Annotated in this window: 21 protein-coding genes and 1 rRNA gene; 14 read left to right on the top strand and 8 right to left on the bottom strand. The window is 56.6% G+C overall.

The window, feature by feature from the left end; all coding sequences use genetic code 11:
* Positions 1-65: 65 nt before the first annotated feature.
* The 5 genes from rrf (at position 66) to aceK (ending at position 6,348) form a co-directional block, all read left to right on the top strand.
* Positions 66-181, top strand: a 5S ribosomal RNA gene (gene rrf / locus RVY89_RS18090).
* 242 nt (positions 182-423) lie between these two features.
* Positions 424-1,353, top strand: a complete 930-nt coding sequence (metA, locus tag RVY89_RS18085) for a homoserine O-acetyltransferase MetA (RefSeq protein WP_008503405.1) — start codon at positions 424-426, stop codon at positions 1,351-1,353.
* Positions 1,354-1,622: 269 nt separating this feature from the next.
* Complete coding sequence (gene aceB / locus RVY89_RS18080) at positions 1,623-3,224, top strand: malate synthase A (RefSeq protein WP_047650891.1); 1,602 nt, start codon at positions 1,623-1,625, stop codon at positions 3,222-3,224.
* 31 nt (positions 3,225-3,255) lie between these two features.
* A complete protein-coding gene (aceA, locus tag RVY89_RS18075; protein WP_023334117.1) occupies positions 3,256-4,560 on the top strand; it encodes an isocitrate lyase in 1,305 nt (434 codons plus the stop codon).
* Between the two features lie 48 nt (positions 4,561-4,608).
* Positions 4,609-6,348, top strand: a complete 1,740-nt coding sequence (gene aceK / locus RVY89_RS18070; protein ID WP_484826069.1) for a bifunctional isocitrate dehydrogenase kinase/phosphatase — start codon at positions 4,609-4,611, stop codon at positions 6,346-6,348.
* A gap of 68 nt (positions 6,349-6,416) precedes the next feature.
* Here aceK and iclR read toward each other — a convergent pair whose 3' ends face one another.
* Positions 6,417-7,244 (bottom strand): glyoxylate bypass operon transcriptional repressor IclR, encoded by an 828-nt coding sequence (gene iclR / locus RVY89_RS18065; RefSeq protein WP_371899840.1) that lies wholly within the window; start codon positions 7,242-7,244, stop codon positions 6,417-6,419.
* A gap of 193 nt (positions 7,245-7,437) precedes the next feature.
* On the opposite strand from iclR, the gene metH reads away from it, so the two are divergent.
* A complete protein-coding gene (metH, locus tag RVY89_RS18060; RefSeq protein WP_484826068.1) occupies positions 7,438-11,121 on the top strand; it encodes a methionine synthase in 3,684 nt (1,227 codons plus the stop codon).
* 217 nt (positions 11,122-11,338) lie between these two features.
* Complete coding sequence (locus RVY89_RS18055) at positions 11,339-12,970, top strand: Na/Pi cotransporter family protein (RefSeq protein ID WP_484826067.1); 1,632 nt, start codon at positions 11,339-11,341, stop codon at positions 12,968-12,970.
* Here RVY89_RS18055 and RVY89_RS18050 read toward each other — a convergent pair.
* Together RVY89_RS18050 and RVY89_RS18045 are read right to left on the bottom strand one after the other, a co-directional pair.
* Entirely contained in the window at positions 12,967-13,254 is a 288-nt protein-coding gene (locus RVY89_RS18050) for an addiction module antidote protein (protein ID WP_021242718.1), read from the bottom strand. The two genes, RVY89_RS18055 and RVY89_RS18050, sit on opposite strands and share 4 nt — an antisense overlap.
* Positions 13,255-13,260: 6 nt before the next feature.
* Positions 13,261-13,563, bottom strand: coding sequence for a type II toxin-antitoxin system RelE/ParE family toxin (locus RVY89_RS18045; RefSeq protein WP_214598992.1), 303 nt, complete (start codon positions 13,561-13,563; stop codon positions 13,261-13,263).
* A 197-nt stretch (positions 13,564-13,760) separates the two neighbouring features.
* Between RVY89_RS18045 and rluF the strand changes: the two genes are divergently transcribed.
* Positions 13,761-14,633, top strand: coding sequence for a 23S rRNA pseudouridine(2604) synthase RluF (gene rluF, locus RVY89_RS18040; RefSeq protein ID WP_048990571.1), 873 nt, complete (start codon positions 13,761-13,763; stop codon positions 14,631-14,633).
* Here the strand turns inward: rluF and RVY89_RS18035 are convergent, their stop codons facing one another.
* The 3 genes from RVY89_RS18035 to lysC form a co-directional block, all read right to left on the bottom strand.
* Positions 14,634-14,906, bottom strand: a complete 273-nt coding sequence (locus RVY89_RS18035; protein ID WP_023309994.1) for a YjbD family protein — start codon at positions 14,904-14,906, stop codon at positions 14,634-14,636. It lies immediately after the preceding gene.
* Between the two features lie 50 nt (positions 14,907-14,956).
* Positions 14,957-15,901: a ketopantoate/pantoate/pantothenate transporter PanS gene (gene panS, locus RVY89_RS18030; RefSeq protein WP_116343974.1), complete on the bottom strand. Its 945-nt coding sequence runs from the start codon at positions 15,899-15,901 to the stop codon at positions 14,957-14,959.
* A 93-nt stretch (positions 15,902-15,994) separates the two neighbouring features.
* Entirely contained in the window at positions 15,995-17,344 is a 1,350-nt protein-coding gene (lysC, locus tag RVY89_RS18025) for a lysine-sensitive aspartokinase 3 (RefSeq protein ID WP_484826066.1), read from the bottom strand.
* A 374-nt stretch (positions 17,345-17,718) separates the two neighbouring features.
* Here lysC and pgi point away from each other — a divergent pair, with 374 nt between their 5' ends.
* From pgi to RVY89_RS18000, 5 genes are all read left to right on the top strand, one after another.
* Positions 17,719-19,368, top strand: a complete 1,650-nt coding sequence (gene pgi / locus RVY89_RS18020) for a glucose-6-phosphate isomerase (RefSeq protein WP_484826065.1) — start codon at positions 17,719-17,721, stop codon at positions 19,366-19,368.
* Between the two features lie 367 nt (positions 19,369-19,735).
* Complete coding sequence (gene yjbE / locus RVY89_RS18015; RefSeq protein WP_008503423.1) at positions 19,736-19,978, top strand: exopolysaccharide production protein YjbE; 243 nt, start codon at positions 19,736-19,738, stop codon at positions 19,976-19,978.
* Positions 19,979-20,041: 63 nt separating this feature from the next.
* Positions 20,042-20,680: a YjbF family lipoprotein gene (locus RVY89_RS18010; RefSeq protein WP_484826064.1), complete on the top strand. Its 639-nt coding sequence runs from the start codon at positions 20,042-20,044 to the stop codon at positions 20,678-20,680.
* Positions 20,677-21,414 (top strand): capsule biosynthesis GfcC family protein, encoded by a 738-nt coding sequence (locus RVY89_RS18005; protein ID WP_484826063.1) that lies wholly within the window; start codon positions 20,677-20,679, stop codon positions 21,412-21,414. Before RVY89_RS18010 ends, RVY89_RS18005 begins: the two co-directional genes overlap by 4 nt.
* The gene (locus RVY89_RS18000; RefSeq protein ID WP_484826062.1) at positions 21,414-23,510 is read left to right on the top strand and encodes a YjbH domain-containing protein; all 2,097 of its coding nucleotides are present in this window, start codon (positions 21,414-21,416) and stop codon (positions 23,508-23,510) included. The genes RVY89_RS18005 and RVY89_RS18000 overlap by 1 nt, the downstream gene beginning before the upstream one ends.
* Before the next feature lie 78 nt (positions 23,511-23,588).
* Here RVY89_RS18000 and RVY89_RS17995 read toward each other — a convergent pair whose 3' ends face one another.
* Positions 23,589-24,041, bottom strand: a complete 453-nt coding sequence (locus tag RVY89_RS17995) for an acyltransferase (protein WP_484826061.1) — start codon at positions 24,039-24,041, stop codon at positions 23,589-23,591.
* 96 nt (positions 24,042-24,137) lie between these two features.
* Here RVY89_RS17995 and psiE point away from each other — a divergent pair, with 96 nt between their 5' ends.
* Positions 24,138-24,548: a phosphate-starvation-inducible protein PsiE gene (psiE, locus tag RVY89_RS17990; protein WP_000202963.1), complete on the top strand. Its 411-nt coding sequence runs from the start codon at positions 24,138-24,140 to the stop codon at positions 24,546-24,548.
* Between the two features lie 97 nt (positions 24,549-24,645).
* Here the strand turns inward: psiE and malG are convergent, their stop codons facing one another.
* On the bottom strand, positions 24,646-25,536 hold the full coding sequence (malG, locus tag RVY89_RS17985) for a maltose ABC transporter permease MalG (RefSeq protein ID WP_008500077.1): 891 nt from the start codon (positions 25,534-25,536) through the stop codon (positions 24,646-24,648).
* Positions 25,537-25,538: the final 2 nt, after the last annotated feature.

The raw sequence follows: 25,538 nt of genomic DNA, 5'->3' as shown, positions 1-25,538 counted from the left end.
CGCCGAAGCTGTTTCGGCGAAGAGAGACGCGATTTTCAGCTCTGATACAGATTTAACAGAATTTGCCTGGCGGCTTTAGCGCGGTGGTCCCACCTGACCCCATGCCGAACTCAGAAGTGAAACGCCGTAGCGCCGATGGTAGTGTGGGGTCTCCCCATGTGAGAGTAGGGAACTGCCAGGCATCAAATAAGAAGAACCCCGCACCGGAAGGTGCGGGGTTTTTTGCTTTGTGCGTCAGAAAACATGCCGGATGGCTTTATAGGCCCGGTAAGCGCAGCGTCACCGGGCAATTCAAACCGCACTATCCTCTCCTTGAAACTTTCTCACCTTCTGCTTGCAGACTCGACATTCAAACCATTTCTGGGTATCGTTAGCTGTCTGGATGTCTAAACGTTTATACGTATGCTGTGAGGATATAAAGCTATGCCGATTCGGGTGCAGGACGAGCTACCAGCCGTCAATTTCTTGCGTGAAGAAAACGTCTTTGTCATGACGACTTCGCGTGCGACAGGTCAGGAAATTCGCCCGCTGAAGGTGCTTATTCTCAATCTGATGCCAAAAAAGATCGAAACAGAAAACCAGTTCCTGCGTCTTCTGTCGAACTCCCCGCTGCAGGTCGATATTCAGCTGCTGCGAATCGATGCCCGTGAGTCACGCAATACGCCTTCTGAGCATCTGAACAACTTCTACTGCAACTTCGATGACATTCAGGGTGAAAACTTCGACGGTCTGATTGTGACCGGCGCGCCGCTCGGTCTAGTGGAATTTAACGATGTCGCATACTGGCCGCAGATCAAACAGGTTCTGGAGTGGGCAAAAGATCACGTCACGTCCACGCTGTTTGTCTGTTGGGCGGTACAAGCCGCACTTAATATTCTTTATGGCATCCCCAAGCAAACCCGCACTGAAAAGCTCTCCGGCGTATACGAACACCATATTCTCCATCCCCATGCGTTACTGACGCGCGGATTTGATGATTCTTTCCTGGCCCCACATTCTCGCTACGCTGACTTCCCGGCCCAGCTGATTCGTGATTACACCGATCTGGAGATTCTGGCTGAAACGGAAGATGGGGACGCTTACCTGTTTGCCAGTAAAGATAAGCGCATTGCCTTTGTGACCGGGCATCCTGAGTACGATCCGCACACCCTTGCGTCAGAGTATTTCCGTGATGTCGAAGCGGGTCTTAATCCAGATGTACCGTACAACTATTTCCCGAAAGACGATCCGCAAAACAAACCGAGAGCGACCTGGCGCAGCCACGGGAATTTGCTTTTTACTAACTGGCTCAACTATTACGTTTACCAGATAACACCATACGATCTGCGTCACATGAATCCGACGCTGGAGTAATCTTCTGCACTAAACGATCCTAAAGCGTTTCAGCTATTCAAATCAGGCACCTTCGGGTGCCTTTTTTATTTCCGAAATACCCCTCATCATTCAGTAAAAATTCAATCTCAATAAAATCAATCAATTAATTGCAATTAACAATTAAAATGGAAATTGTTTTTGATTTTAGAAAAAATAGAGATAGTCTTAATTCTGCTGAGCGAAACTACCCAACGATCTTTCGTTCGCATCGGGAGCGTGATTTTGGATCTTTGATGAGGAGCAGAGTAATGACTCAACAGGCAACGACGGTCGATGAACTGGCCTTTACCCAGCCGTATGGCGAGCAAGAGCAGCAAGTTTTGACGGCGGAAGCGGTAGAATTTCTGACTGAACTGGTGACTCGCTTTACGCCGCAGCGTAATAAGCTGCTGGCGGCACGTATTCATCAGCAGCAGGAAATTGACGATGGCAAGTTGCCTGGCTTCATTTCGGAAACCGCTTCCATTCGACGCGGTGAGTGGAAAATCCGCGGCATCCCTGAAGATTTACAGGATCGTCGCGTTGAGATCACCGGTCCGGTAGAGCGCAAAATGGTGATCAACGCCATGAACGCCAACGTTAAAGTCTTTATGGCCGATTTTGAAGACTCGCTGGCGCCAGACTGGAACAAAGTTATCGATGGGCAGATCAACCTGCGCGACGCCGTGAACGGCACCATCAGCTATACCAACGAAGCCGGCAAAATATATCAGCTCAAGCCGAACCCGGCGGTACTGATCTGTCGCGTACGCGGCCTGCACCTGCCTGAAAAACACGTCACCTGGCGTGGGGAAGCCATTCCGGGCAGCCTGTTTGATTTCGCACTCTATTTCTTCCACAACTACAAAGCCCTGCTGGCGAAGGGCAGCGGCCCGTATTTCTATCTGCCTAAAACTCAGGCCTGGCAGGAAGCGGCCTGGTGGAGCGAGGTCTTCAGCTACGCGGAAGACCGTTTCAACCTGCCGCGCGGCACTATCAAAGCCACGCTGCTGATTGAAACGCTGCCCGCCGTGTTCCAGATGAATGAAATTCTGCACGCCCTGCGCGACCACATCGTCGGCCTGAACTGCGGACGCTGGGACTATATTTTCAGCTACATCAAAACCCTGAAAAACTATCCCGATCGCGTACTGCCGGATCGCCAGGTCGTGACCATGGATAAACCGTTCCTGAGCGCCTACTCGCGTCTGCTGATCAAAACCTGCCACAAGCGCGGTGCCTTTGCGATGGGCGGCATGGCGGCTTTTATCCCGAGCAAAGACGCAGAGCGCAACAATCAGGTGCTCAACAAGGTGAAAGCCGATAAAGAGCTTGAAGCACGCAACGGCCATGACGGGACGTGGATTGCCCATCCGGGCCTGGCCGATACGGCGATGGAGGTCTTTAACCGCGTACTCGGTGACAATAAAAACCAGCTGTTTGTCACGCGCGAAGACGATGCCCCAACGGCTGAAGAACAGCTGCTGGCACCGTGCGCGGGTGAGCGGACGGAAGAGGGTATGCGTGCCAATATTCGCGTCGCCGTGCAATACATCGAAGCGTGGATCTCCGGCAATGGCTGCGTGCCGATCTACGGCCTGATGGAAGATGCTGCGACGGCGGAGATCTCACGTACCTCTATCTGGCAGTGGATCCACCATCAAAAAACGCTCAGTAACGGCAAGCCGGTGACCAAATCCCTGTTCCGCCAGATGCTGGCCGAAGAGATGCGGGTGATCCAGGACGAGCTGGGCGAACACCGCTTCAGCAGCGGACGCTTTGACGACGCTGCGCGCCTGATGGAGCAAATCACCACATCAGATGACTTAATCGACTTCCTGACCCTGCCGGGCTACCGCTTCCTGGCGTAACTCACCACATAACAATATGGAGCATCTGCACATGAAAACCCGTACCCAACAAATCGAAGAGTTAAAGAAAGAGTGGACACAACCTCGCTGGGAAGGCATCCGCCGTCCTTACAGCGCGGAAGAAGTGGTGAAATTACGCGGCTCGGTCAATCCGGAATGCACGCTGGCACAGAACGGTGCGGCGAAAATGTGGAAGCTGCTGCACGGAGGCTCTAAAAAGGGCTACATCAACAGCCTCGGCGCGCTGACCGGCGGTCAGGCGCTGCAGCAGGCGAAGGCCGGTATTGAGGCGATTTACCTCTCCGGCTGGCAGGTTGCGGCGGACGCTAACCTGGCCTCCAGCATGTACCCGGATCAGTCGCTCTATCCGGCTAACTCCGTGCCGTCGGTGGTGGATCGGATCAACAATACCTTCCGCCGTGCGGATCAGATCCAGTGGGCCGCCGGAATCGAACCTAACGATCCGCGCTTTATTGACTATTTCCTGCCGATCGTCGCGGATGCGGAAGCGGGCTTCGGCGGCGTGTTGAACGCCTTCGAGCTGATGAAATCGATGATTGAGGCCGGTGCAGCGGCCGTTCACTTCGAAGACCAGCTGGCGTCAGTGAAGAAGTGCGGACACATGGGCGGTAAGGTGCTCGTTCCGACTCAGGAAGCCGTGCAGAAGCTGGTTGCCGCGCGTCTGGCTGCTGACGTGCTCGGCGTGCCGACGCTGGTCATTGCCCGTACCGATGCGGACGCGGCGGACCTGATCACCTCTGACTGCGACCCGTACGACAGCGAGTTCATCACCGGCGAGCGTACCAGTGAAGGCTTCTACCGCACCCATGCCGGCATTGAACAGGCGATCAGCCGCGGCCTGGCGTACGCGCCTTACGCGGACCTGGTCTGGTGTGAAACCTCCACGCCTGATCTGGCGCTGGCAAAACGCTTTGCCGACGCCATCCACGCGAAATACCCGGGCAAGCTGCTGGCCTACAACTGCTCGCCGTCCTTCAACTGGCAGAAAAAGCTGGATGACAAAACGATCGCCAGCTTCCAGCAGCAGCTGTCCGACATGGGCTACAAATACCAGTTCATTACTCTGGCAGGCATCCACAGCATGTGGTTCAACATGTTCGACCTGGCGCACGCCTATGCGCAGGGTGAGGGCATGAAGCACTACGTTGAGAAGGTGCAGCAGCCGGAATTTGCGGCGGGCAAAGATGGTTATACCTTCGTCTCTCACCAGCAGGAAGTGGGAACCGGCTACTTCGATAACGTGACCACGATTATTCAGGGCGGCACCTCCTCCGTCACCGCCTTAACGGGTTCAACGGAAGAAGCACAGTTCTAATCTTTTCCCCCTCTCCCCTCTGGGGAGAGGGTTGGGTAAGGGGAATATATGTCGCGTGGCCTGGAATTACTGATTGCCCAAACTATTTTGCAGGGCTTCGATGCCCAGTATGGTCGTTTTCTTGAAGTGACATCCGGCGCGCAGCAGCGCTTCGAACATGCAGACTGGCATGCGGTTCAGCAGGCCATGAAGCAGCGCATCCATCTCTACGACCACCATGTGGGTCTGGTGGTGGAGCAGCTGCGCTGTATTACCGACGGTAAAAGTCCGGACGCGGAATTTTTACTGCGCGTAAAAGAGCATTACACCCATTTGTTACCCGACTACCCGCGCTTCGAGATTGCGGAGAGCTTTTTCAACTCCGTCTATTGCCGGTTATTTGACCACCGCTCATTATCTCCTGAGCGGTTATTTATCTTCAGCTCCCAGCCGGAACGGCGCTTTCGTACCATTCCCCGTCCGCTGGCGAAAGATTTCTTTCCCGAGCGGGGATGGGAAAAGCTTCTGCACCGCGTCTTAACGGATCTGCCGCTGCGCCTGCCCTGGGAGAATAAAACCCGGGATATCGGGTATATCCACGCCCATCTCAACGAAACCTTCGGCGCGGAGATGCTCAGCCACAGCCATTTGCAGGTGGCCAACGAGCTTTTCTACCGCAACAAAGCCGCCTGGCTGGTGGGGAAACTGGTTACCCCGACGGCCATTGTGCCGTTTCTGCTGCCCATTCACCGCACCGACGGCGGGGAACTGTTTGTCGATACCTGCCTGACAACCGGCGCCGAGGCCAGCATCGTGTTTGGTTTCGCCCGCTCCTATTTTATGGTCTATGCACCGTTACCTGCCGCGCTGGTGGAGTGGCTGCGCGAGATCCTGCCGGGTAAAACCACCGCCGAGCTGTATATGGCCATTGGCTGCCAGAAGCACGCTAAAACGGAAAGCTACCGGGAATACCTGCGTTATGTCACTACCGCCGACGAGCAGTTTATCGAAGCGCCAGGCATCCGCGGCATGGTTATGCTGGTGTTCACGCTGCCGGGCTTCGATCGGGTCTTTAAGGTGATTAAGGACAGATTCGCGCCGCAGAAAGAGATGACCGCCGCGCACGTCCGCGCCTGCTACCAGCTGGTTAAGGAGCACGACCGCGTCGGGCGCATGGCGGATACCCAGGAATTCGAAAACTTTGTGCTGGATAAACAGCAGATCGACCCGGCTCTCATGGCGCTTCTAGTGCAGGAAGCGCCCGCCAAAATCACCGATCTTGGCGATAAAATCGTCATTAGCCATCTCTACATTGAACGACGCATGGTGCCGCTGAATATCTGGCTGGAGCAGTCCGAAGGTCAGGCTTTAAGAGATGCGATTGAAGAGTACGGCAACGCGATTCGCCAGCTTGCCGCCGCCAATATCTTCCCGGGCGATATGCTGTTTAAAAACTTCGGCGTCACCCGTCACGGGCGGGTGGTGTTCTATGATTACGACGAAATTTGCTACATGACCGAGGTGAACTTCCGCGATATACCACAGCCCCGCTACCCGGAAGATGAGCTTTCCGGTGAGCCGTGGTACAGCGTCTCGCCGGGCGATGTGTTTCCGGAGGAGTTTCGCCACTGGCTTTGTGCCGACCCGCGCATCGGGCCGCTATTTGAAGAGATGCATGAGGATCTGTTCCGTGCCAGCTACTGGCGCGGACTGCAAACGCGGATCAAAAACGGGCATGTCGAAGATGTGTACGCTTATCGGCGCAAGCAGCGGTTTTGCATTCGGTTTTCTCCCTCTCTCGCAGGGTAAGGGCATCCTATTTTCTCCCTCTCCCCGTGGGAGAGGGCCGGGGTGCGGGCATCAGGCCGCACTCAATCTCAACGAATCCCGCCATACGCCAGGGTCACCTCTTTCGCCGCCTTAATCACCAGCGCACCCAGTTCGGTCACGCGGTCGTCGGTCATCCGCGAAATCGGGCCGGAGATGGAGATGGCGGCAAACGGCTCGCGGTGCTCGTCAAAAATACAGGCCGCGAGGCAGCGCAGGCCCAGGGCATGTTCTTCATCATCAAACGAATAGCCGCGCTTGCGGGTCAGGGCCAGATCTTCTTTCAGATGCACGGGCGACACCAGCGTGGCGTGGGTATAGGCGTGCAGACCTTTACGGTGCAGCAGTCCCGTCACCTGCTCTTCGCTTAGCTGCGAGAGAAACGCTTTCCCCGCCCCGGAAGCATGCATCGGCAGCTTGCCGCCAATCGGCGCGGACATGCGCATCAGCTGCGTGCACTGCACCTGGTCGATGATAATCGCCTGGTGGTCGCTCTGGTCCAGCACCGCCAGGTTCACCGTCTCGCCGGACTCCTCCATCAGCTTGCGCAGAATCGGGTGCACAATCGCCAGCAGGTTGCGGCTCTGCAGGAAGCTGCTGCCAACGATAAACGCATGCGCGCCCACCGCCCAATGCCCCAGCTCGCCGACCTGGCGGACAAAGCCCAGCTGCTGCATGGTGGTCAACAGGCGGTGCGTCGTAGAGTTCGGCAGGCCAGCCTGCTGGGCCAGCTCCGTCAGGGCCACGCTGCTGTGCGACTCGGCTATCCACTCCAGCAGCTTCAAACCGCGCGTGAGCGATTGAACCTGTCCGCCCTGTTGTACGGCGGTGGTAGCAGCAGGTTTTCTGCCGCGTTTAGCGGGAACGGTCGCGACCATGACGATCTCCTTTTTCTGTATCGTGGAAATCATTTTCGTTTTATTTGGTGAATTTGCAACCGTTATCCTGACTGATCGGAGGAGTGATGGTGAACATGTCTCATGTTACCGCTGAGCGACTTTTCCACCCTGCGAGATTGTGCCAGTATGGAACGCAGCCTTTTGGCCTTGTTGAGCGTTGTCGGGAGCAAGTGTGAGCAGCAAAGTAGAGCAACTGCGTGCGCAGTTAAATGAACGAATTCTGGTGCTGGACGGCGGCATGGGCACCATGATCCAGGGCTATCGCCTGAGTGAAGACGATTTCCGCGGCGAGCGCTTTGCCGACTGGCCATGCGACCTGAAAGGGAACAACGACCTGCTGGTGCTCAGCAAGCCGTCCGTGATTAAAGATATCCACAACGCCTACTTCGAAGCGGGTGCGGATATCGTTGAAACCAACACCTTCAACTCGACAACCATCGCCATGGCGGATTACCAGATGGAATCCCTGTCGGCGGAAATCAACTTTGAAGCCGCGAAGCTGGCGCGCGCCTGCGCCGACGAGTGGACGGCCCGCACGCCGGACAAGCCTCGCTACGTTGCCGGGGTGCTTGGCCCGACGAACCGCACCGCGTCTATTTCACCGGACGTCAACGACCCGGCGTTTCGTAATATCACCTTCGATCAGCTGGTCGCGGCCTACCGTGAATCGACCAAAGCGCTGGTGGAAGGCGGTTCCGATCTGATCCTGATTGAAACCGTATTCGACACCCTCAATGCCAAAGCCGCGATTTACGCTGTGAAAGAGGAGTTCGAGGCGCTCGGCGTTGACCTGCCGATCATGATTTCCGGCACCATCACCGACGCCTCCGGGCGCACTCTTTCCGGCCAGACAACCGAAGCATTTTATAACTCTCTGCGCCACGCCGAAGCGCTCTCCTTTGGCCTGAACTGCGCGCTGGGTCCAGATGAACTGCGCCAGTACGTGCAGGAACTATCGCGCATCGCGGAATGCTATGTCACCGCGCACCCGAACGCCGGTCTGCCGAACGCCTTCGGTGAATACGATCTCGATGCCGACACCATGGCGGCGCAAATCCGCGAGTGGGCCGAATCTGGCTTCCTGAACATCGTTGGCGGCTGCTGCGGCACCACGCCGGAGCACATCGCCGCCATGAGCAACGCCGTGGCCGGTCTGCCGCCGCGCAGGCTGCCCGAGCTTCCGGTTGCCTGTCGCCTTTCCGGCCTTGAGCCTTTGACCATCGGCGAAGACAGCCTGTTTGTGAACGTGGGTGAGCGTACGAACGTCACCGGTTCTGCAAAGTTCAAGCGCCTGATCAAAGAAGAGAAGTACAGCGAAGCGCTGGACGTTGCCCGCCAGCAGGTGGAAAGCGGCGCGCAGATTATCGATATCAATATGGATGAGGGGATGCTCGACGCCGAAGCGGCGATGGTGCGTTTCCTTAACCTGATCGCCGGCGAGCCGGACATCGCCCGCGTGCCGATTATGATTGACTCCTCCAAGTGGGAAGTCATCGAAAAAGGTCTGAAGTGCATTCAGGGTAAAGGCATCGTCAACTCTATCTCGATGAAAGAGGGCGTTGATATCTTTATCCACCACGCGAAAATGGTCCGCCGCTACGGTGCCGCCGTGGTGGTAATGGCCTTTGACGAAGTGGGCCAGGCGGATACCCGCGAGCGCAAAATCGAGATTTGCCGCCGCGCGTACAAGATTTTGACCGAAGAGGTGGGCTTCCCGCCGGAAGACATTATCTTCGACCCGAACATTTTCGCCGTCGCGACCGGGATTGAAGAGCACAACAACTACGCCCAGGACTTTATCGGGGCGTGCGAGGACATCAAGCGCGAGCTGCCGCATGCGCTCATCTCCGGCGGCGTGTCGAACGTGTCGTTCTCGTTCCGCGGTAACGACCCTGTGCGTGAAGCGATCCACGCCGTGTTTCTTTACTACGCCATCCGCAACGGCATGGACATGGGGATCGTTAACGCCGGCCAGCTGGCGATTTACGACGACCTGCCCGCAGAGCTGCGTGACGCGGTGGAAGACGTAATCCTTAACCGCCGCGACGACGCCACCGAGCGTATGCTGGACCTGGCGGAAAAATACCGGGGCAGCAAATCGGATGAGGCGGCAAACGTTCAGCAGGCCGAGTGGCGTTCCTGGGACGTGAAAAAGCGTCTGGAATACTCGCTGGTCAAAGGCATTACCGAATTTATCGAGCTCGATACCGAAGAGGCACGCCAGCAGGCAGCCCGCCCGATTGAGGTGATTGAAGGCCCGCTGATGGACGGCATGAACGTGGTCGGCGATCTGTTCGGCGAAGGCAAGATGTTCCTGCCGCAGGTGGTGAAATCCGCCCGCGTGATGAAGCAGGCGGTGGCGTATCTTGAGCCCTATATCGAAGCCAGCAAAGAGAAAGGCTCCAGCAACGGCAAGATGGTTATCGCCACCGTGAAGGGCGACGTGCACGACATCGGCAAAAACATCGTCGGCGTAGTGCTGCAGTGTAATAACTACGAGATTATCGACCTTGGCGTGATGGTCCCGGCGGACAAAATCCTCAAGACCGCGCGCGAAGTTAACGCTGACCTGATTGGCCTCTCCGGGCTGATCACCCCGTCGCTGGACGAAATGGTCAACGTGGCAAAAGAGATGGAACGACAGGGCTTCACCATTCCGTTATTGATTGGCGGGGCGACCACCTCAAAAGCGCACACGGCGGTGAAAATCGAGCAGAACTACAGCGGCCCGACGGTGTACGTGCAGAACGCCTCGCGCACGGTGGGCGTGGTCTCCGCGCTGCTTTCCGACACCCAGCGCGACGATTTTGTCGAGCGCACCCGCAAAGAGTACGAAACCGTTCGCATCCAGCACGGGCGCAAGAAACCGCGCACGCCGCCAGTTTCACTCCAGGCAGCGCGGGATAACGATCTGGCGTTTGACTGGTCGAGCTATACGCCGCCGGTCGCGCACCGTCTGGGCGTTCAGGAGGTTAGCGCCAGCATCGAAACGCTGCGTAACTACATCGACTGGACGCCGTTCTTTATGACCTGGTCGCTTGCGGGCAAATATCCGCGCATCCTGGAAGATGAGGTGGTTGGCGAGGAGGCGAAGCGCCTGTTTAAAGATGCCAACGACATGCTCGACACGCTGAGCGCGGAGAAAACCCTTAACCCGCGCGGCGTCGTGGGCCTGTTCCCGGCCAACCGGGTGGGTGACGACATCGAAATTTATCGCGATGAAACCCGCACCCACGTGCTGGCGGTCAGCCGCCATTTGCGTCAGCAAACCGAGAAAGTGGGCTTTGCCAACTACTGTCTGGCCGATTTCGTGGCGCCGAAGCTCTCCGGAAAAGCGGATTATATCGGCGCCTTTGCCGTGACCGGCGGTCTGGAGGAAGATGCGCTGGCGGACGCGTTCGAAGCGCAGCACGATGATTACAATAAAATCATGGTGAAAGCGATTGCCGACCGCCTGGCGGAAGCCTTCGCCGAGTACCTCCACGAGCGCGTGCGTAAGGTGCACTGGGGCTACGCGGCGAATGAAAACCTCAGCAATGAAGAGCTTATTCGCGAGAACTACCAGGGGATTCGTCCGGCACCGGGCTATCCGGCCTGCCCGGAACACACCGAAAAGGGCACTATCTGGCAACTGCTGGACGTCGAAGCCCATACCGGGATGAAGCTCACCGAGTCGTTCGCCATGTGGCCGGGCGCCTCAGTTTCAGGCTGGTACTTCAGCCATCCGGACAGCAAGTACTTTGCCGTGGCGCAGCTGCAGCGCGATCAGATTGAAGATTACGCCCTGCGCAAAGGCATGAGCGTGTCAGAAGTGGAGCGCTGGCTGGCCCCGAATCTCGGCTACGACGCCGACTAAAATCACTTTTCCTTACAACAAACAGGGCGCCTCAATGGTGCCTTGTCTCTTTCTTACGCTTAAACCCTTATACTGGAATAAGGTTCTTTCCCTGGTGCCCGGTGGCGCTGCGCTTACCGGGCCTACGCGTAGGCCGGATAAGGCGTAGCCGCCATCCGGCAAGACAATGCGCAGGGAACCTCAGGAAAACACATAACGATAAGGAGGAAAAACTTCCGTGCTGACGTTGTTACACCTGCTCTCTGCAGTCGCACTGCTCGTATGGGGCACCCATATCGTCCGTACCGGCGTAATGCGCGTATTTGGCGCGCGCTTACGTACCGTTCTCAGCAGCAGCGTTGAGAAGAAGCCGCTCGCCTTCTGCGCGGGCATTGGCGTAACGGCACTGGTTCAGAGCAGTAACGCCACAACCCTGCTTGTCACCTCCTTTGTGGCGCAGGACCTGGTGGCGCTTGCTCCGGCGCTGGTCATTGTGCTGGGGGCGGATGTAGGTACCGCGCTGATGGCGCGTATCCTGACGTTCGATCTCTCCTGGCTGTCACCGCTGCTGATTTTTATCGGCGTTATCTTTTTCCTCGGCCGCAAACAGACGCGGGCCGGCCAGCTTGGACGCGTGGGTATTGGCCTGGGGCTGATCCTGCTGGCGCTGGAGCTGATTGTGCAGGCGGTCACGCCGATCACCGAGGCCAACGGCGTTCAGGTCATCTTCGCCTCCCTGACCGGGGACATCATGCTGGACGCGCTCATTGGCGCGGTGTTTGCCATCGTCAGCTACTCCAGCCTGGCGGCGGTCCTGCTGACGGCCACACTTACCGCCGCAGGGGCGATCTCCTTCCCGGTGGCGCTGTGTCTGGTGATCGGGGCTAACCTCGGCTCGGGCCTGCTGGCGATGCTTAACAACAGCGCGGCCAATGCCGCCGCCCGCCGCGTGGCGCTCGGCAGCCTGCTGTTTAAGCTGGTGGGCAGCCTGATTATTCTGCCCTTTATCCACCCGCTGGCGAACCTGATGGACAACCTCTCGCTGCCGAAGGCGGAGCTGGTGATCTACTTCCACGTGTTCTACAACCTGGTGCGCTGCCTGGCGATGGTACCTTTTGCCGGGCCGATGGCCCGCTTCTGCGAACGCCTCATTCAGGACGAACCGGAGCTGGACGCGCGCCTGAAACCGAAGCACCTGGATACGTCCGCGCTGGATACCCCGGCGCTGGCGCTGGCAAATGCCGCGCGCGAGACGCTGCGCATGGGTGATGCGATGGAAACCATGCTCGAAGGCCTGCAAAAGGTGATGCACGGCGAGCCGCGTGAAGAGAAAGAGCTGCGCAGACTGGCGGACGATATCAACGTGCTTTATACCGCCATCAAGCTCTACCTGGCGCGCATGCCGCAGGACGAGCTGGCAGAAGAGGAGTCCCGCCGCTGGGCGGAAATTATCGAGATGTCGCTTAACCTCGAGCAGGCCTCGGATATCGTTGAACGTATGGGCAGCGAGATCGCCGACAAATCCCTTGCCGCGCGTCGTGCGTTTTCAGGTGAGGGCCTGAAGGAGCTGGAAGCGCTGCACGAACAGCTGGTCAGCAACCTCAAGCTGGCGATGTCGGTGTTCTTCTCCAGCGACGTGCCGAGCGCGCGCCGCCTGCGCCGCAACAAGCATCGTTTCCGTATTCTGAACCGCCGCTATTCGCACGCCCACGTTGAGCGTCTGCACCAGCAGAACGTGCAGAGTATCGAAACCAGTTCGCTGCATCTGGGGCTGCTGGGGGATATGAAGCGCCTCAACTCGTTGTTCTGCGCGGTGGCCTACAGCGTGATGGAACAGCCGGATGAAGATGACCAGCGGGATGAGTATTAATCCCCGGCGTGTTTGAGTGTTAGCCCAAAACCCAATGCTTTCATGACCGCGAGCGTGGTTTTGAGCGTTGGGTTTCCTTTATCACTGAATGACCGATAAAGCTGCTCACGTGATAAACCGGTTTGCTGTGAAATGTTCGACATGCCTTTGGCTCGCGCGACAACACCAAGGGCTTTAGCGATATATGTCGAGTCGCCTGTTTCTAGTGCATCAGCGATAAACACGGCGATTTCCTCGTCATCCACCAACGCGTTGGCGGGATCGTAAGGTGTTAATTTATGCATGCTCATTCACTCCTGCCATTGGGATACATTGCTCAGCATTTTTGCCATCAGTATGTCTCTGGCCTGGCTGCTTTTGTCACCACCACATAACAGCACGATGATGCAATTGCCTTGGTCTTTAAAATAGATTCTGTAGCCCGGACCAAAGTGAATCCTTAACTCACTTATACCTTCTCCCACGGGTTTAACGTCGCCCGCTAAGCCATTTGCCAACCGAAAGAGGCGGGAAGCGATAATGGTCTTCGCTCGTCGATCTTTTAAGTTTTGCTCCCAGCGTCGGAAGGATTCTGTCTGAACAATCTCCTTCATATTACTCCCTGTGATTTATAAACTACAAACACTTCTCCATGGAGAGTAAAACTAAAAGGCTTGAACACATGGGTAAATGACAGGACGCAAAATCCTGAAAGCGTCTCGCAAACTTAAAAACCCGTCTCAGTTACCGTCGGCTAATCTTTTTTTCCAGTCCATACCTAAGGTATATTTCGCCCTTCACAGGAGAAACTATGCTGCCAACTCAATCAACCCGATTAAACAAATACATTAGCGAGAGCGGGATCTGCTCACGTCGCGAGGCTGACCGTTACATTGAACAAGGTAACGTGTTTCTTAACGGCAAACGCGCCACCATCGGCGATCAGGTGGTGCCTGGCGATGTGGTTAAAGTGAATGGTCAGGTCATCGAACCGCGTGATGCTGAAGACCTGGTGTTTATCGCGTTGAACAAACCGGTTGGGATTGTCAGCACCACGGAAGACGGTGAGCGGGACAACATCGTTGATTTCGTGAACCATAGCAGCCGTATCTTCCCGATTGGCCGTCTGGATAAAGACTCTCAGGGGCTGATTTTCCTCACCAACCACGGCGATCTGGTCAACAAAATTCTGCGTGCCGGTAACGATCACGAGAAAGAGTACATTGTGACGGTGAATAAGCCGGTTACGGACGACTTCATTCGCGGCATGGGAGCCGGTGTGCCAATTCTCGGTACCGTCACGAAAAAGTGTAAGGTCAAGAAAGAAGCACCGTTCGCGTTCCGCATTACGCTGGTGCAGGGCCTGAATCGCCAGATCCGCCGCATGTGCGAGCACTTCGGTTATGAAGTGACGAAGCTGGAACGCACGCGCATCATGAATGTCAGCCTGTCCGGTATCCCGCTGGGCGAGTGGCGCGATTTAACGGATGACGAGCTGATTGAGCTGTTCAAGCTGATCGAGAACTCCTCGTCCGAAGCGAAGCCGAAGGCTAAAGCAAAACCGAAAACCCAGGCGATTAAGCGCCCGGTGGTGAAGGCGCCGCAGGCAGAAGAGAAAGGGCGAGGCAAGCCGGGCAACGGAAAACGCTTTACCCAGCCGGGGCGCAAAAAGAAAGGGCGCTGATTAGCGCCTTCCACGAGTAGACGTTGTGGCCGACCAGGAAAAGGTCGCCTCTGCATCGGGTTTATAAGCCTGCTCTTTTTTCAGCTTGCGGGCTTTCTTCGCCGCAGCGTCACGCTGCGCCATCAGCTTATCGATGTACTCTTTTTTCACCTGATTGGTTTCGGCGTTGGTCAGCGTGCGGCCATGCGCGATACGGGCGCGGTCGAGAAGCGTTTTCAGTTCGCGCTGCTCGGCTTCCGTCATGTCTTTCTGGGTCAAACGTGGTGTAGCCATTGCTGAAGCCTCCTGATGGGGAGGCTTCAGTGTAAAGCAAGCAGCGTAAATTAACCCTGCTTCACCGCATCTTTTTTCGTTTGTTCATCAATCGGTTTGCCAGACCAGTAGCCTGCCAGCAGCGAGCCGGAGAGGTTATGCCAGACGGAGAACAGCGCGCCAGGCAGGGCTGCCAGCGGGGAGAAGTAAATTTTACCGAGCGCTGCCGCCAGACCGGAGTTCTGCATGCCGACCTCGATTGCCAGCGTGCGGCAGGTAGATTCGTCAAAACCAAACAGCTTCCCGCCCCAGTAGCCGCCCAGCAGGCCGATGGTGTTATGCAGCACCACCGCGACGATCACCACAAAGCCTACGGAGGCAATGTGCGAGGCGGAGCCCGCCACCACGGCGCTGATGATGGCCAGAATACAGACCATCGAAAATGCGGGCAGGTATGGCTCAACGGCCTTCACTACGCGCGGGAAAAGATGGTGAATGACCAGCCCCAGCGCAATCGGGATCACCACAATCTGCAGAATGCTGAGCAGCATGCCCATCACGTCCACCTGAATATGCGCGTCCACGTACAGGCGGGTTAACAGCGGCGTGGCAATCACGCCTACCAGCGTGGAAACGGAGGAAATGGTGACGGAGAGCGCCACATCCCCTTTCGCCAGGTAGATCATGACGTTGGACGCCGTGCCGCTGGCCACGCTGCCCACCAGCACCATCCCGGCGGAGAGGTCGGGCGGCATCTTAAAGGCCATCGCCAGCAGCCACGCCGCGAGCGGCATCACCAGGTAGTGCAGAAATATTCCTGCCGCGACGGGCGCAGGGCGAGACAGCACGCGTTTGAAGTCGTCGATTTTCAGATGCACGCCCATACCGAACATGATCAGCATCAGCAGCGTGGTGACCCACGGACCAATACCGGTGAACGTGGTAGGCGTGTAATACGCGAGTACGGAGAGCAGCAGCGCCCATAACGGAAACAGCCGCGTGATGGCGGATAACATAGTGGATTCCTTGCAGTATTGTCGTGTTGTTTAGTTATAAAAAAGCCGGGTCTGTGCCCGGCTTATAGGTATTGTTTATCGTGCTAACGAATTTTATTCAAACAAATTCTGATGAAGTTTCTGCACGACCTGCTCGGCCTGATCGGCTGGCACCAGGAAGCAGAGGTTATAGCTGGACGCACCGTAGCAGATCATGCGGATGCTGAACGGGTCGAGCACGCCAAACACCTCTTTGCCCACGCCGCAGGCGCGCGACAGCTTGTTGCCGATGATGGCTACCAGCGCCAGATCTTCTTCTACTTCCACGCGGCACAGCTCAGACAGCTCAATCAGCAGAGACTGCGTCAGCAGCGTGTCGCCGGTGGAGGTCGAGCCGGTGGTGTCCAGCGTCAGCGCAATGCTCACTTCAGAGGTGGTGATCAGATCCACCGAGATATTGTGGCGCGCCAGAATGCCAAACACTTCCGCCAGGAAACCGCGGGAGTGCAGCATATTGTGGCTGTGGAGCGTCACCAGCGTCTGGCGACGGCGCAGGGCCAGGGCGCGGAACAGCGGTGGGTTTTCCGTTTTCTTGCAGACCAGCGTCCCGCCGGCTTTCGGATCTTTACTGGAGCCGACGAAGACCGGAATATCGCTGCGTACGGCAGGCAGCAGCGTGGCCGGGTGCAGCACTTTCGCGCCGAAGGTGGCCATTTCCGCCGCTTCTTCAAAGGCGATCACATCAATACGTTTAGCCGCAGAAACGACGCGCGGGTCGGTGGTGTAAATGCCCGGAACGTCAGTCCAGATATCCACGCGCGTGGCATGCAGGGCTTCGCCCAGCAGCGCGGCGGTGTAGTCGCTGCCGCCACGGCCAAGCGTGGTGGTGCGGCCTTTGGCTTCACTGCCGATAAAGCCCTGGGTGATCACAATACCGTCTGCCAGACGCGGGGCCAGCTGCTGATTGGTCAGCTCCGCCAGCACCTCAACGTCCGGCTCGGCGCGGCCAAAGCGGTCGCTGGTGCGCATCACTTTACGCACGTCAAACCACTGCGCCTGAATGTTACGCTCGCGCATGATTTCAACAAACAGCAGAGTGGACATCAGCTCGCCGTGGCTGACCAGTTCGTCGGTCAGGGCGGTGGAGGTAGCCAGAGACGCCGCTTCTGCCAGAGTGGTGATATTTTCCAGCAGACGTTCCACTTCCTCGCGGATGACGTTCGGGTTCTGCAGACGCTCAAGAATGTCGAACTGAATTTTGCGCAGTGCATCCAGCTTCACGAAACGTTCTGTCGCTTCCAGTCCTTCAGACAGAGAAACCAGCAGGTTCGTCACGCCGGCGGAGGCAGACAGCACCACCAGACGGGTATTCGGATCGGCCAGCACCACATCGGCGCTGCGGTTCATGGCATCGTAATCGGCCACACTGGTGCCGCCAAATTTGGCGACCACAAAACTCGTCATAACAACCTCGTGTCAGGGAATGAATAAGCGACCTTGGCACAAGAGTGAAACGAAAACAGGTGCAGGCGCAAAATACGGCCCTATAAATAAAATGCGGGGGAGGTCCTGTCAATGCTGGGATTATGCGGATTTTTTATGGGGGGGTACCCCTGAGAAACAGGACTTATAACAGCGCCATATTTTATGCTCCGTTTTAGGCTTTTTTGACCGACATTTCGCCGCCCCGGGAGGGCTCTTCAGCAGCTATACTTTTCGGGTCTTTTCACCTGTGTTTGATGCAGGCCAGGGCAATGGCATAAAAACCATCACAATTTTTATTTGCAGGCGCTACAATCGACCGCAGTCACAATTCTCAAATCAGAAGAGTATTGCTAATGAAAAACATCAACCCAACGCAGACCGCTGCCTGGCAGGCACTCCATAAACATTTTGATGAAATGAAAGATGTCACCATCGCGGATTTGTTCGCGAAAGATGGCGATCGTTTCTCTAAGTTCTCCGCGACCTTCGACGACCTGATGCTGGTGGATTTCTCCAAAAACCGCATTACCGAAGAGACGCTGGCAAAACTGCAGGATCTGGCGAAAGAGACTCAGCTTGCCGACGCCATCAAATCCATGTTCTCCGGCGAGAAGATCAACCGTACCGAAGACCGTGCCGTGCTGCACGTGGCCCTGCGTAACCGTAGCAATACGCCAATCATCGTTGACGGCAAAGACGTCATGCCGGAAGTGAACGCGGTGCTGGAAAAGATGAAAGCCTTCTCCGAAGCGATCATCTCCGGTAGCTGGAAAGGCTACACCGGCAAAGCGATCACCGACGTGGTGAACATCGGTATCGGCGGTTCTGACCTCGGTCCGTTCATGGTGACCGAAGCGCTGCGCCCGTACAAAAACCACCTCAATATGCACTTTGTGTCTAACGTCGATGGTACCCACATCGCCGAAGTGCTGAAGAACGTGAACCCGGAAACTACCCTGTTCCTGGTTGCGTCCAAAACCTTCACCACTCAGGAAACCATGACCAACGCCCACAGCGCGCGCGACTGGTTCCTGAAAACCGCGGGCGACAACAAGCACGTGGCGAAACACTTCGCGGCGCTGTCTACCAACGGTAAAGCGGTCAGCGAGTTCGGCATTGATACCGCGAACATGTTCGAGTTCTGGGACTGGGTCGGCGGCCGCTACTCCTTGTGGTCCGCGATTGGCCTGTCCATCATCCTGTCCGTGGGCTTCGACAACTTCGTTGAGCTGCTCTCCGGTGCGCACGCGATGGACAAACACTTCTCCACTACCGCACCTGAGAAAAACCTTCCGGTACTGCTGGCGCTGATCGGGATCTGGTACAATAACTTCTTCGGCGCTGAAACCGAAGCGATCCTGCCGTATGACCAGTACATGCACCGCTTTGCGGCGTACTTCCAGCAGGGGAACATGGAATCCAACGGTAAATACGTTGACCGTAACGGCAACGCGGTGGATTACCAGACTGGCCCAATCATCTGGGGCGAGCCGGGCACCAACGGTCAGCATGCCTTCTACCAGCTGATTCACCAGGGCACCAAAATGGTACCGTGCGATTTCATCGCTCCGGCTATCACCCATAACCCGCTGTCCGATCACCATCCAAAACTGCTGTCTAACTTCTTCGCTCAGACCGAAGCGCTGGCGTTTGGTAAATCCCGCGAGGTGGTTGAGCAGGAATACCGTGACCAGGGTAAAGACCCGGCCACGCTGGACCACGTTGTCCCGTTCAAAGTGTTCGAAGGCAACCGTCCTACCAACTCCATCCTGCTGCGCGAAATCACGCCGTTCAGCCTGGGCGCGCTGATTGCCCTGTACGAGCACAAAATCTTCACGCAGGGCGCGATCCTGAACATCTTCACCTTTGACCAGTGGGGCGTTGAGCTGGGCAAACAGCTGGCAAACCGTATTCTGCCAGAGCTGGGTGATGATAAAGCGATTACCAGCCATGACAGCTCAACAAATGGTTTGATCAACCGTTATAAAGCCTGGCGTGCGTAATTAAAACGTCATGAAAACGTGCCGGCTTAATGCCGGCATTTTTTTATCGGATAATTCCTGATGTCTATTAGTTAACTCAAATTCTGAATCTGAGTTTAATCCGAAAAAGACGCTTAACCCGTTAATTGTTGCGGTTTATTTTAAGAAAATACGTAGAAGCCAGTTAATATATTAATATTATAACTTATTGATTATTATCGGTTATCTATTTATCTAATTTGTCTTTCATTTCGATTTTATCCATTAGTCTGAAAACTCTCTCCCTATTTCCCCTTACGGCAAACCCACGGCAGTAGTTGTGTATACTCGATTCCGCCTGAAATTCTTTTCGGGCAAATCTCCATTCATTCATTGAAGGGAAATTGTTATGAAGAAAGTACTGTATGGCATTTTTGCCATATCTGCGCTTGCGGCGACATCTGTTTATGCAGCTCCGGTTCAGGTCGGGGAAGCGGCAGGTTCGGCTGCGACGTCTGCGTCTGCGGGAAGTTCTACCGCAGCCAGCGCCAGCACCGTAAGTTCAGCCGTGGGTGTCGCGCTGGCGGCAACCGGTGGCGGTGATGGCTCCAATACCGGAACCACGACCACCACGACAACCAGCACCCAGTAATAGCGGGTGTTTTAATCATAACCACACTTCGGTGTGGTTATTTCGCCCCTTCGGAGAAGAGTCGTGAAGCGACCTGCAATCATTCTGATTTGCCTGCTGCTGCAGGCGTGCTCGGCCACTACTAAAGGGCTGGGAAACTCACTGTGGGAAAGCATGTTTGGTACACCGGGCGTACATCTGACCGATGACGAACTTCAAAACATGCCCTATGCCAGTCAGTACATGCAGCTTAACGATGGCCCGCAGCTGTTTGTGGTGCTCGCTTTCGATGAAAACGGGCAGCAGAAATGGGTGACGCAGGATCAGGCCACCATCGTGACGCAGCATGGCCGTATCGTGAAAACCCTGTTGGGCGGCGACAACCTGCTGGAAGTGAATAATATCGCTGCCGATCCGCTGATCGCGCCGAACCAGATCGTCGACGGCGCAGGCTGGACGCGCACGATGGGCTGGACCGAACACAAGCAGGTGCGTTACGCCACGGCACGCTCGACCTTCCGCTGGGACGGCACGGACAGCGTGAAAGTCGGCAGCGACGAAACCCATGTTCGCGTGCTGGATGAAGAGGTCACCACCGACCAGGCCACCTGGCACAACCGCTTCTGGATCGACGAGGAAGGGCAGATCCGCCAGTCCCTGCAGTATCTTGGTGCCGGCTTCTTCCCGGTGAAAACCACCCTGATCAAGGCGGCGAAATCATGAAAACGCTCATTCACGTTGCGCTTATCGCCAGCTTTGCCGCGCCGCTGGCATGGTCCGCAGGGACTGTGAAGGTCTACACGCCGGACAGTGAAAAACCCAAAACCTTAACCCACGCCGAGCATCTGCTCGATCTCGTCGGACAGCCAAGGCTCGCCAACAGCTGGTGGCCGGGGGCAGTGATCGCTGAACGGCAGAAGACCGTGGAAGCGGAACAGCAGCACAAGGCGCTTCTTGCCAGGCTAACGGGATTAGCGGAGCAGGAAGACGGCGACGACGCGGCGGCCATTAACAGCGTCCGTCAGCAGCTGCAGGCGCTGAAGATAACTGGCCGTCAGAACGTGAACCTTGATCCCGATGAAGTGCGCGTCACGGAAAACGGCAACCCGACGCTGGAAGGGGAGTATACGCTCTGGCTACCGGTGAAGCCGACGACGGTGACCGTGATGGGGCTTATTAGCAGCCCGGGTAACAAGCCCTTTACGCCCGGCCGTGACGTGGCGAGCTACCTCGACGAGCAGAGCCTGCTGAGCGGCGCGGATAACAGCTACGCCTGGGTGGTTTACCCTGACGGCCACACGCAAAAAGCCCCCGTCGCTTACTGGAATAAACGTCATATCGAACCCATGCCGGGCAGCATTATTTTTGTCGGTTTTGCCGACCATTTCTGGACGAAGGCGTATGACGGGCTTAACGCCGATATCCTTCACTCCCTGATTCAGCGGATACCGGAATAATGAAAAAAACCTATCTCTACAGCATGCTGGCGCTCTGCGTGAGTGCCGCCTGCCATGCAGAAACGTATCCGGCACCCATTGGCCCGTCTCAGTCAGACTTCGGCGGCGTCGGTTTACTGCAAACCCCCACCGCGCGTATGGCGCGCGAAGGGGAAATTAGCCTTAACTACCGTGATAACGACCAGTATCGCTACTACTCGGCGTCGGTGCAGCTGTTTCCGTGGCTTGAAACCACGCTGCGCTATACCGACGTGCGGACGAAACAATACAGCAGCGTCGAGGCGTTCTCCGGCGATCAGACCTACAAAGATAAAGCCTTCGACGTCAAGCTGCGCCTGTGGGAAGAGAGCTACTGGATGCCGCAGGTCTCCGTGGGCGCCAAAGATATCGGCGGTACCGGTCTGTTTGACGCGGAATACATCGTGGCCAGCAAGGCCTGGGGGCCGTTCGACTTCTCGCTCGGCCTGGGATGGGGCTATCTGGGCACCAGCGGTAACGTGAAAAACCCGTTTTGCTCCTACAGCGATAAATACTGCTACCGCGATAACAGCTATAAGAAAGCGGGCTCCATCAACGGGGACCAGATGTTCCACGGTCCGGCGTCGCTGTTTGGCGGTGTAGAGTATCAAACGCCCTGGCAGCCATTACGCCTGAAGCTGGAGTATGAAGGTAATGACTACTCGCAGGACTTCGCCGGGAAGATTGAGCAGAAGAGCAAGTTTAACGTCGGCGCCATTTACCGCGTCACCGATTGGGCCGACGTTAACCTCAGCTACGAGCGCGGCAATACGGTGATGTTTGGCTTCACGCTGCGCACCAACTTTAACGACATGCGGCCGCACTACAATGATAACGCGCGGCCTGCATACCAGCCGGAGCCGCAGGATGCGATTCTGCAGCACTCCGTGGTGGCAAACCAGCTGACGCTGCTGAAATACAATGCCGGTCTGGCGGATCCGAAGATTCAGACCAAGGGCGATACGCTTTATGTCACCGGCGAGCAGGTGAAATACCGCGACTCGCGCGAAGGGATCGAACGCGCCAACCGGATCGTTATGAACGATCTGCCTGAGGGGATCCGCACGATCCGCGTGACGGAGAACCGTCTCAACCTGCCGCAGGTGACGACGGAAACGGACGTTGCCAGCCTTAAGCGCCACCTGGAAGGCGAACCGCTCGGGCATGAAACCGAGCTGGTGCAAAAGCGCGTTGAGCCGATCGTGCCGGAGACCACCGAGCAGGGCTGGTATATCGACAGGTCGCGTTTCGATTTCCATATCGATCCGGTGCTGAACCAGTCCGTCGGCGGGCCGGAAAACTTCTACATGTATCAGCTGGGCGTCATGGCGACGGCGGATCTGTGGCTTACCGACCACCTGCTGACCACCGGTAGCCTGTTCGGCAACATCGCTAACAACTACGACAAGTTCAACTACACCAACCCGCCAAAAGACTCACAGCTGCCGCGCGTGCGTACTCGCGTGCGTGAATACGTGCAGAACGATGCTTACGTGAATAACCTGCAGGCCAACTACTTCCAGTACTTCGGCAACGGCTTCTACGGCCAGGTGTACGGCGGGTATCTGGAAACCATGTACGGCGGCGCGGGAGCGGAAGTGCTTTATCGTCCTGTCGATAGCAACTGGGCGTTCGGGGTTGATGCCAACTACGTCAAGCAGCGTGACTGGCGCAGCGCGCAGGACATGATGAAGTTCACCGACTACAGCGTCAAAACCGGTCACCTGACCGCCTACTGGACGCCGTCGTTCGCGCCTGACGTGCTGGTGAAAGCCAGCGTCGGCCAGTACCTGGCGGGCGATAAGGGCGGCACGCTGGATATCTCCAAACACTTCGACAGCGGCGTCGTGGTGGGCGGCTACGCCACCATCACCAACGTTTCGCCGGACGAGTACGGGGAAGGGGACTTCACCAAAGGGGTCTACGTGTCGATTCCGCTGGATCTGTTCTCGTCAGGCCCAACCCGCAGCCGTGCGGCAGTGGGCTGGACGCCGCTGACGCGTGACGGGGGTCAGCAGCTTGGACGTAAGTTCCAGCTGTATGACATGACCAGCGATAAGAACATTAACTTCCGCTGATGCTTCACGCCGGGCGGCACTGCGTTTGCCCGGCCTACGGTTTTTGTAGGCCCGGTAAGCGCAGCGCCACCGGGCAAACTACAAGCGGCGCAGCAGCCTTGCCGGGTTCCCGGCATAGACACCTTTCTCGACGATCGATTTCGTCACCACGCTTCCCGCCCCTATCACCGCTCCGTCGCAAATGGAGACCGCCAGAATGGTGGCACCGCTGCCAATCGACACATCATTTCCGACAGTAATATGGCCCCAGCTGGACCGGTCGGCGCTCGGTTTCCCCTCGCGAAACATATCGTTGGCAAACATCACGCCATGGCCAACAAAGCAACGCTTACCAATGGTCACATACTCACAGATGAAGGTGTGCGATTGAATTTTGCTGTCGTCACCGATGCGCGAATTGCCCTGGATTTCAACAAAGGGGCCGACGAATACGCCGTTGCCCAGTACACAGTCGTAAAGATTAGTGGGTTCATATACGGTCACATTGTCGCCGCACGTTACGTTGCGAACCCCGGTTGGTTTACGATCCATCGGTTACCTCCCTACATAAAACATAATTAAAAAATATAGATCTCCGTCACATTTTTGCGTTATACAGAAACCTCGCCCTGGAGAATGAGGTGCTGTATGACATCCCTGACTCGCCCGCGCGTTGAGTTTATCTCAACTATCCTCCAGACCGTGCTGAACCTCGGTCTGTTGAGCCTTGGCCTGATACTGGTCGTCTTTTTGGGTAAAGAGACGGTGCATCTGGCGGATGTGCTGTTCGCCCCTGAACAAACCAGCAAATATGCGCTGGTGGAAGGCCTGGTGGTCTACTTTCTCTACTTTGAATTTATCGCCCTGATTGTGAAGTACTTTCAGTCCGGCTTTCACTTCCCGCTGCGCTATTTTGTCTACATCGGGATCACCGCGATTGTGCGGCTGATCATCGTCGATCATAAATCCCCGCTCGACGTGCTGATCTACTCGGCGGCGATCCTGCTGCTGGTGATCACCCTCTGGCTGTGCAACTCGAAGCGGCTGAAACGCGAATAAAAAAATGGCGGCCCGGAGGCCGCCTAACAACAGTCACAAGTTGGGTCAATACAATACGTCTAAAGTTGAGGGTTGCAGTGGCATAACAAAATGAAACTTAACCTTTCACACCGCCCGCCGTCAGGCCGTTCACCAGCCAGCGCTGCGCCAGCAGGAACACCACGGTAATCGGGATGGCGGAGAGTACGGCCGCCGCGGCAAAGTCGCCCCACAGGTAGTTTTGCGGGTTGAGGTATTGCTGCATACCTACGGCCAGGGTGTAGCTGTTCACATCACGCAGTAACAGTGAGGCAACCGGTACTTCGGTGATCGCAGCGATAAACGACAGGATAAACACCACCGCCAGAATCGGCACCGACAGCGGCAGCAGCACCAGGCGGAACGCCTGCCACGGGGTAGCCCCATCCAGCGCGGCCGCTTCTTCCAGCGAACCGTCGATGGTTTCGAAATAGCCCTTAATGGTCCACACATGCAGTGCGATACCGCCAAGGTAGGCGAAGATCACGCCGCCGTGGGTGTTCAGACCGATAAACGGAATGTACTGGCCCAGGCGGTCAAACAAGGCATACAGCGCCACCAGCGACAGCACCGCCGGGAACATCTGGAAAATCAGCATCCCTTTCAGCAACGTCGCTTTGCCCGGGAAACGCATACGGGCAAAGGCGTAAGCGCAGGTGGTGGACAGCGCCACGATACCGATCGCGGTAATGCCTGCGATTTTCACCGAGTTCCACAGCCACAGCAGCACCGGGAACGGCGGCGGCGTGACGCGGCCATCCGCGTGTTCCACGCTGAAGCCCAGCGCGAGCTTCCAGTGCTCCCAGGAGATTTCGTCCGGGATCAGGCTCCCGGTGGCGAAGTTACCCGAACGCAGGGAGATGGCGATAACCATCAGCAGCGGGAACATGATCGCCGCGATGAAAATCAGCAGGCCTAAGTGCGTCGCCAGGAGGCGCAGTTTCTGAGATTTGGGTTGTACCATAGCCATGT

The sequence above is a fragment of the Enterobacter sp. 3U4 genome, from assembly GCF_057224565.1.
Note: the sequence above shows the minus strand (reverse complement) of the source record. Positions and strands in the feature narration are given on the sequence as shown.

Excerpts from the sequence above, each read along its gene's own strand:
- metA (WP_008503405.1), top strand. The coding sequence starts at position 424 with ATGCCGATTCGGGTGCAGGACGAGCTACCAGCCGTCAATTTCTTGCGT.
- aceB (WP_047650891.1), top strand. The coding sequence starts at position 1,623 with ATGACTCAACAGGCAACGACGGTCGATGAACTGGCCTTTACCCAGCCG.
- aceA (WP_023334117.1), top strand. The coding sequence starts at position 3,256 with ATGAAAACCCGTACCCAACAAATCGAAGAGTTAAAGAAAGAGTGGACA.
- aceK (WP_484826069.1), top strand. The coding sequence starts at position 4,609 with ATGTCGCGTGGCCTGGAATTACTGATTGCCCAAACTATTTTGCAGGGC.
- iclR (WP_371899840.1), bottom strand. The coding sequence starts at position 7,244 with ATGGTCGCGACCGTTCCCGCTAAACGCGGCAGAAAACCTGCTGCTACC.
- RVY89_RS18050 (WP_021242718.1), bottom strand. The coding sequence starts at position 13,254 with ATGCATAAATTAACACCTTACGATCCCGCCAACGCGTTGGTGGATGAC.
- RVY89_RS18045 (WP_214598992.1), bottom strand. The coding sequence starts at position 13,563 with ATGAAGGAGATTGTTCAGACAGAATCCTTCCGACGCTGGGAGCAAAAC.
- rluF (WP_048990571.1), top strand. The coding sequence starts at position 13,761 with ATGCTGCCAACTCAATCAACCCGATTAAACAAATACATTAGCGAGAGC.
- RVY89_RS18035 (WP_023309994.1), bottom strand. The coding sequence starts at position 14,906 with ATGGCTACACCACGTTTGACCCAGAAAGACATGACGGAAGCCGAGCAG.
- panS (WP_116343974.1), bottom strand. The coding sequence starts at position 15,901 with ATGTTATCCGCCATCACGCGGCTGTTTCCGTTATGGGCGCTGCTGCTC.
- lysC (WP_484826066.1), bottom strand. The coding sequence starts at position 17,344 with ATGACGAGTTTTGTGGTCGCCAAATTTGGCGGCACCAGTGTGGCCGAT.
- pgi (WP_484826065.1), top strand. The coding sequence starts at position 17,719 with ATGAAAAACATCAACCCAACGCAGACCGCTGCCTGGCAGGCACTCCAT.
- yjbE (WP_008503423.1), top strand. The coding sequence starts at position 19,736 with ATGAAGAAAGTACTGTATGGCATTTTTGCCATATCTGCGCTTGCGGCG.
- RVY89_RS18005 (WP_484826063.1), top strand. The coding sequence starts at position 20,677 with ATGAAAACGCTCATTCACGTTGCGCTTATCGCCAGCTTTGCCGCGCCG.
- RVY89_RS18000 (WP_484826062.1), top strand. The coding sequence starts at position 21,414 with ATGAAAAAAACCTATCTCTACAGCATGCTGGCGCTCTGCGTGAGTGCC.
- RVY89_RS17995 (WP_484826061.1), bottom strand. The coding sequence starts at position 24,041 with ATGGATCGTAAACCAACCGGGGTTCGCAACGTAACGTGCGGCGACAAT.
- psiE (WP_000202963.1), top strand. The coding sequence starts at position 24,138 with ATGACATCCCTGACTCGCCCGCGCGTTGAGTTTATCTCAACTATCCTC.
- malG (WP_008500077.1), bottom strand. The coding sequence starts at position 25,536 with ATGGCTATGGTACAACCCAAATCTCAGAAACTGCGCCTCCTGGCGACG.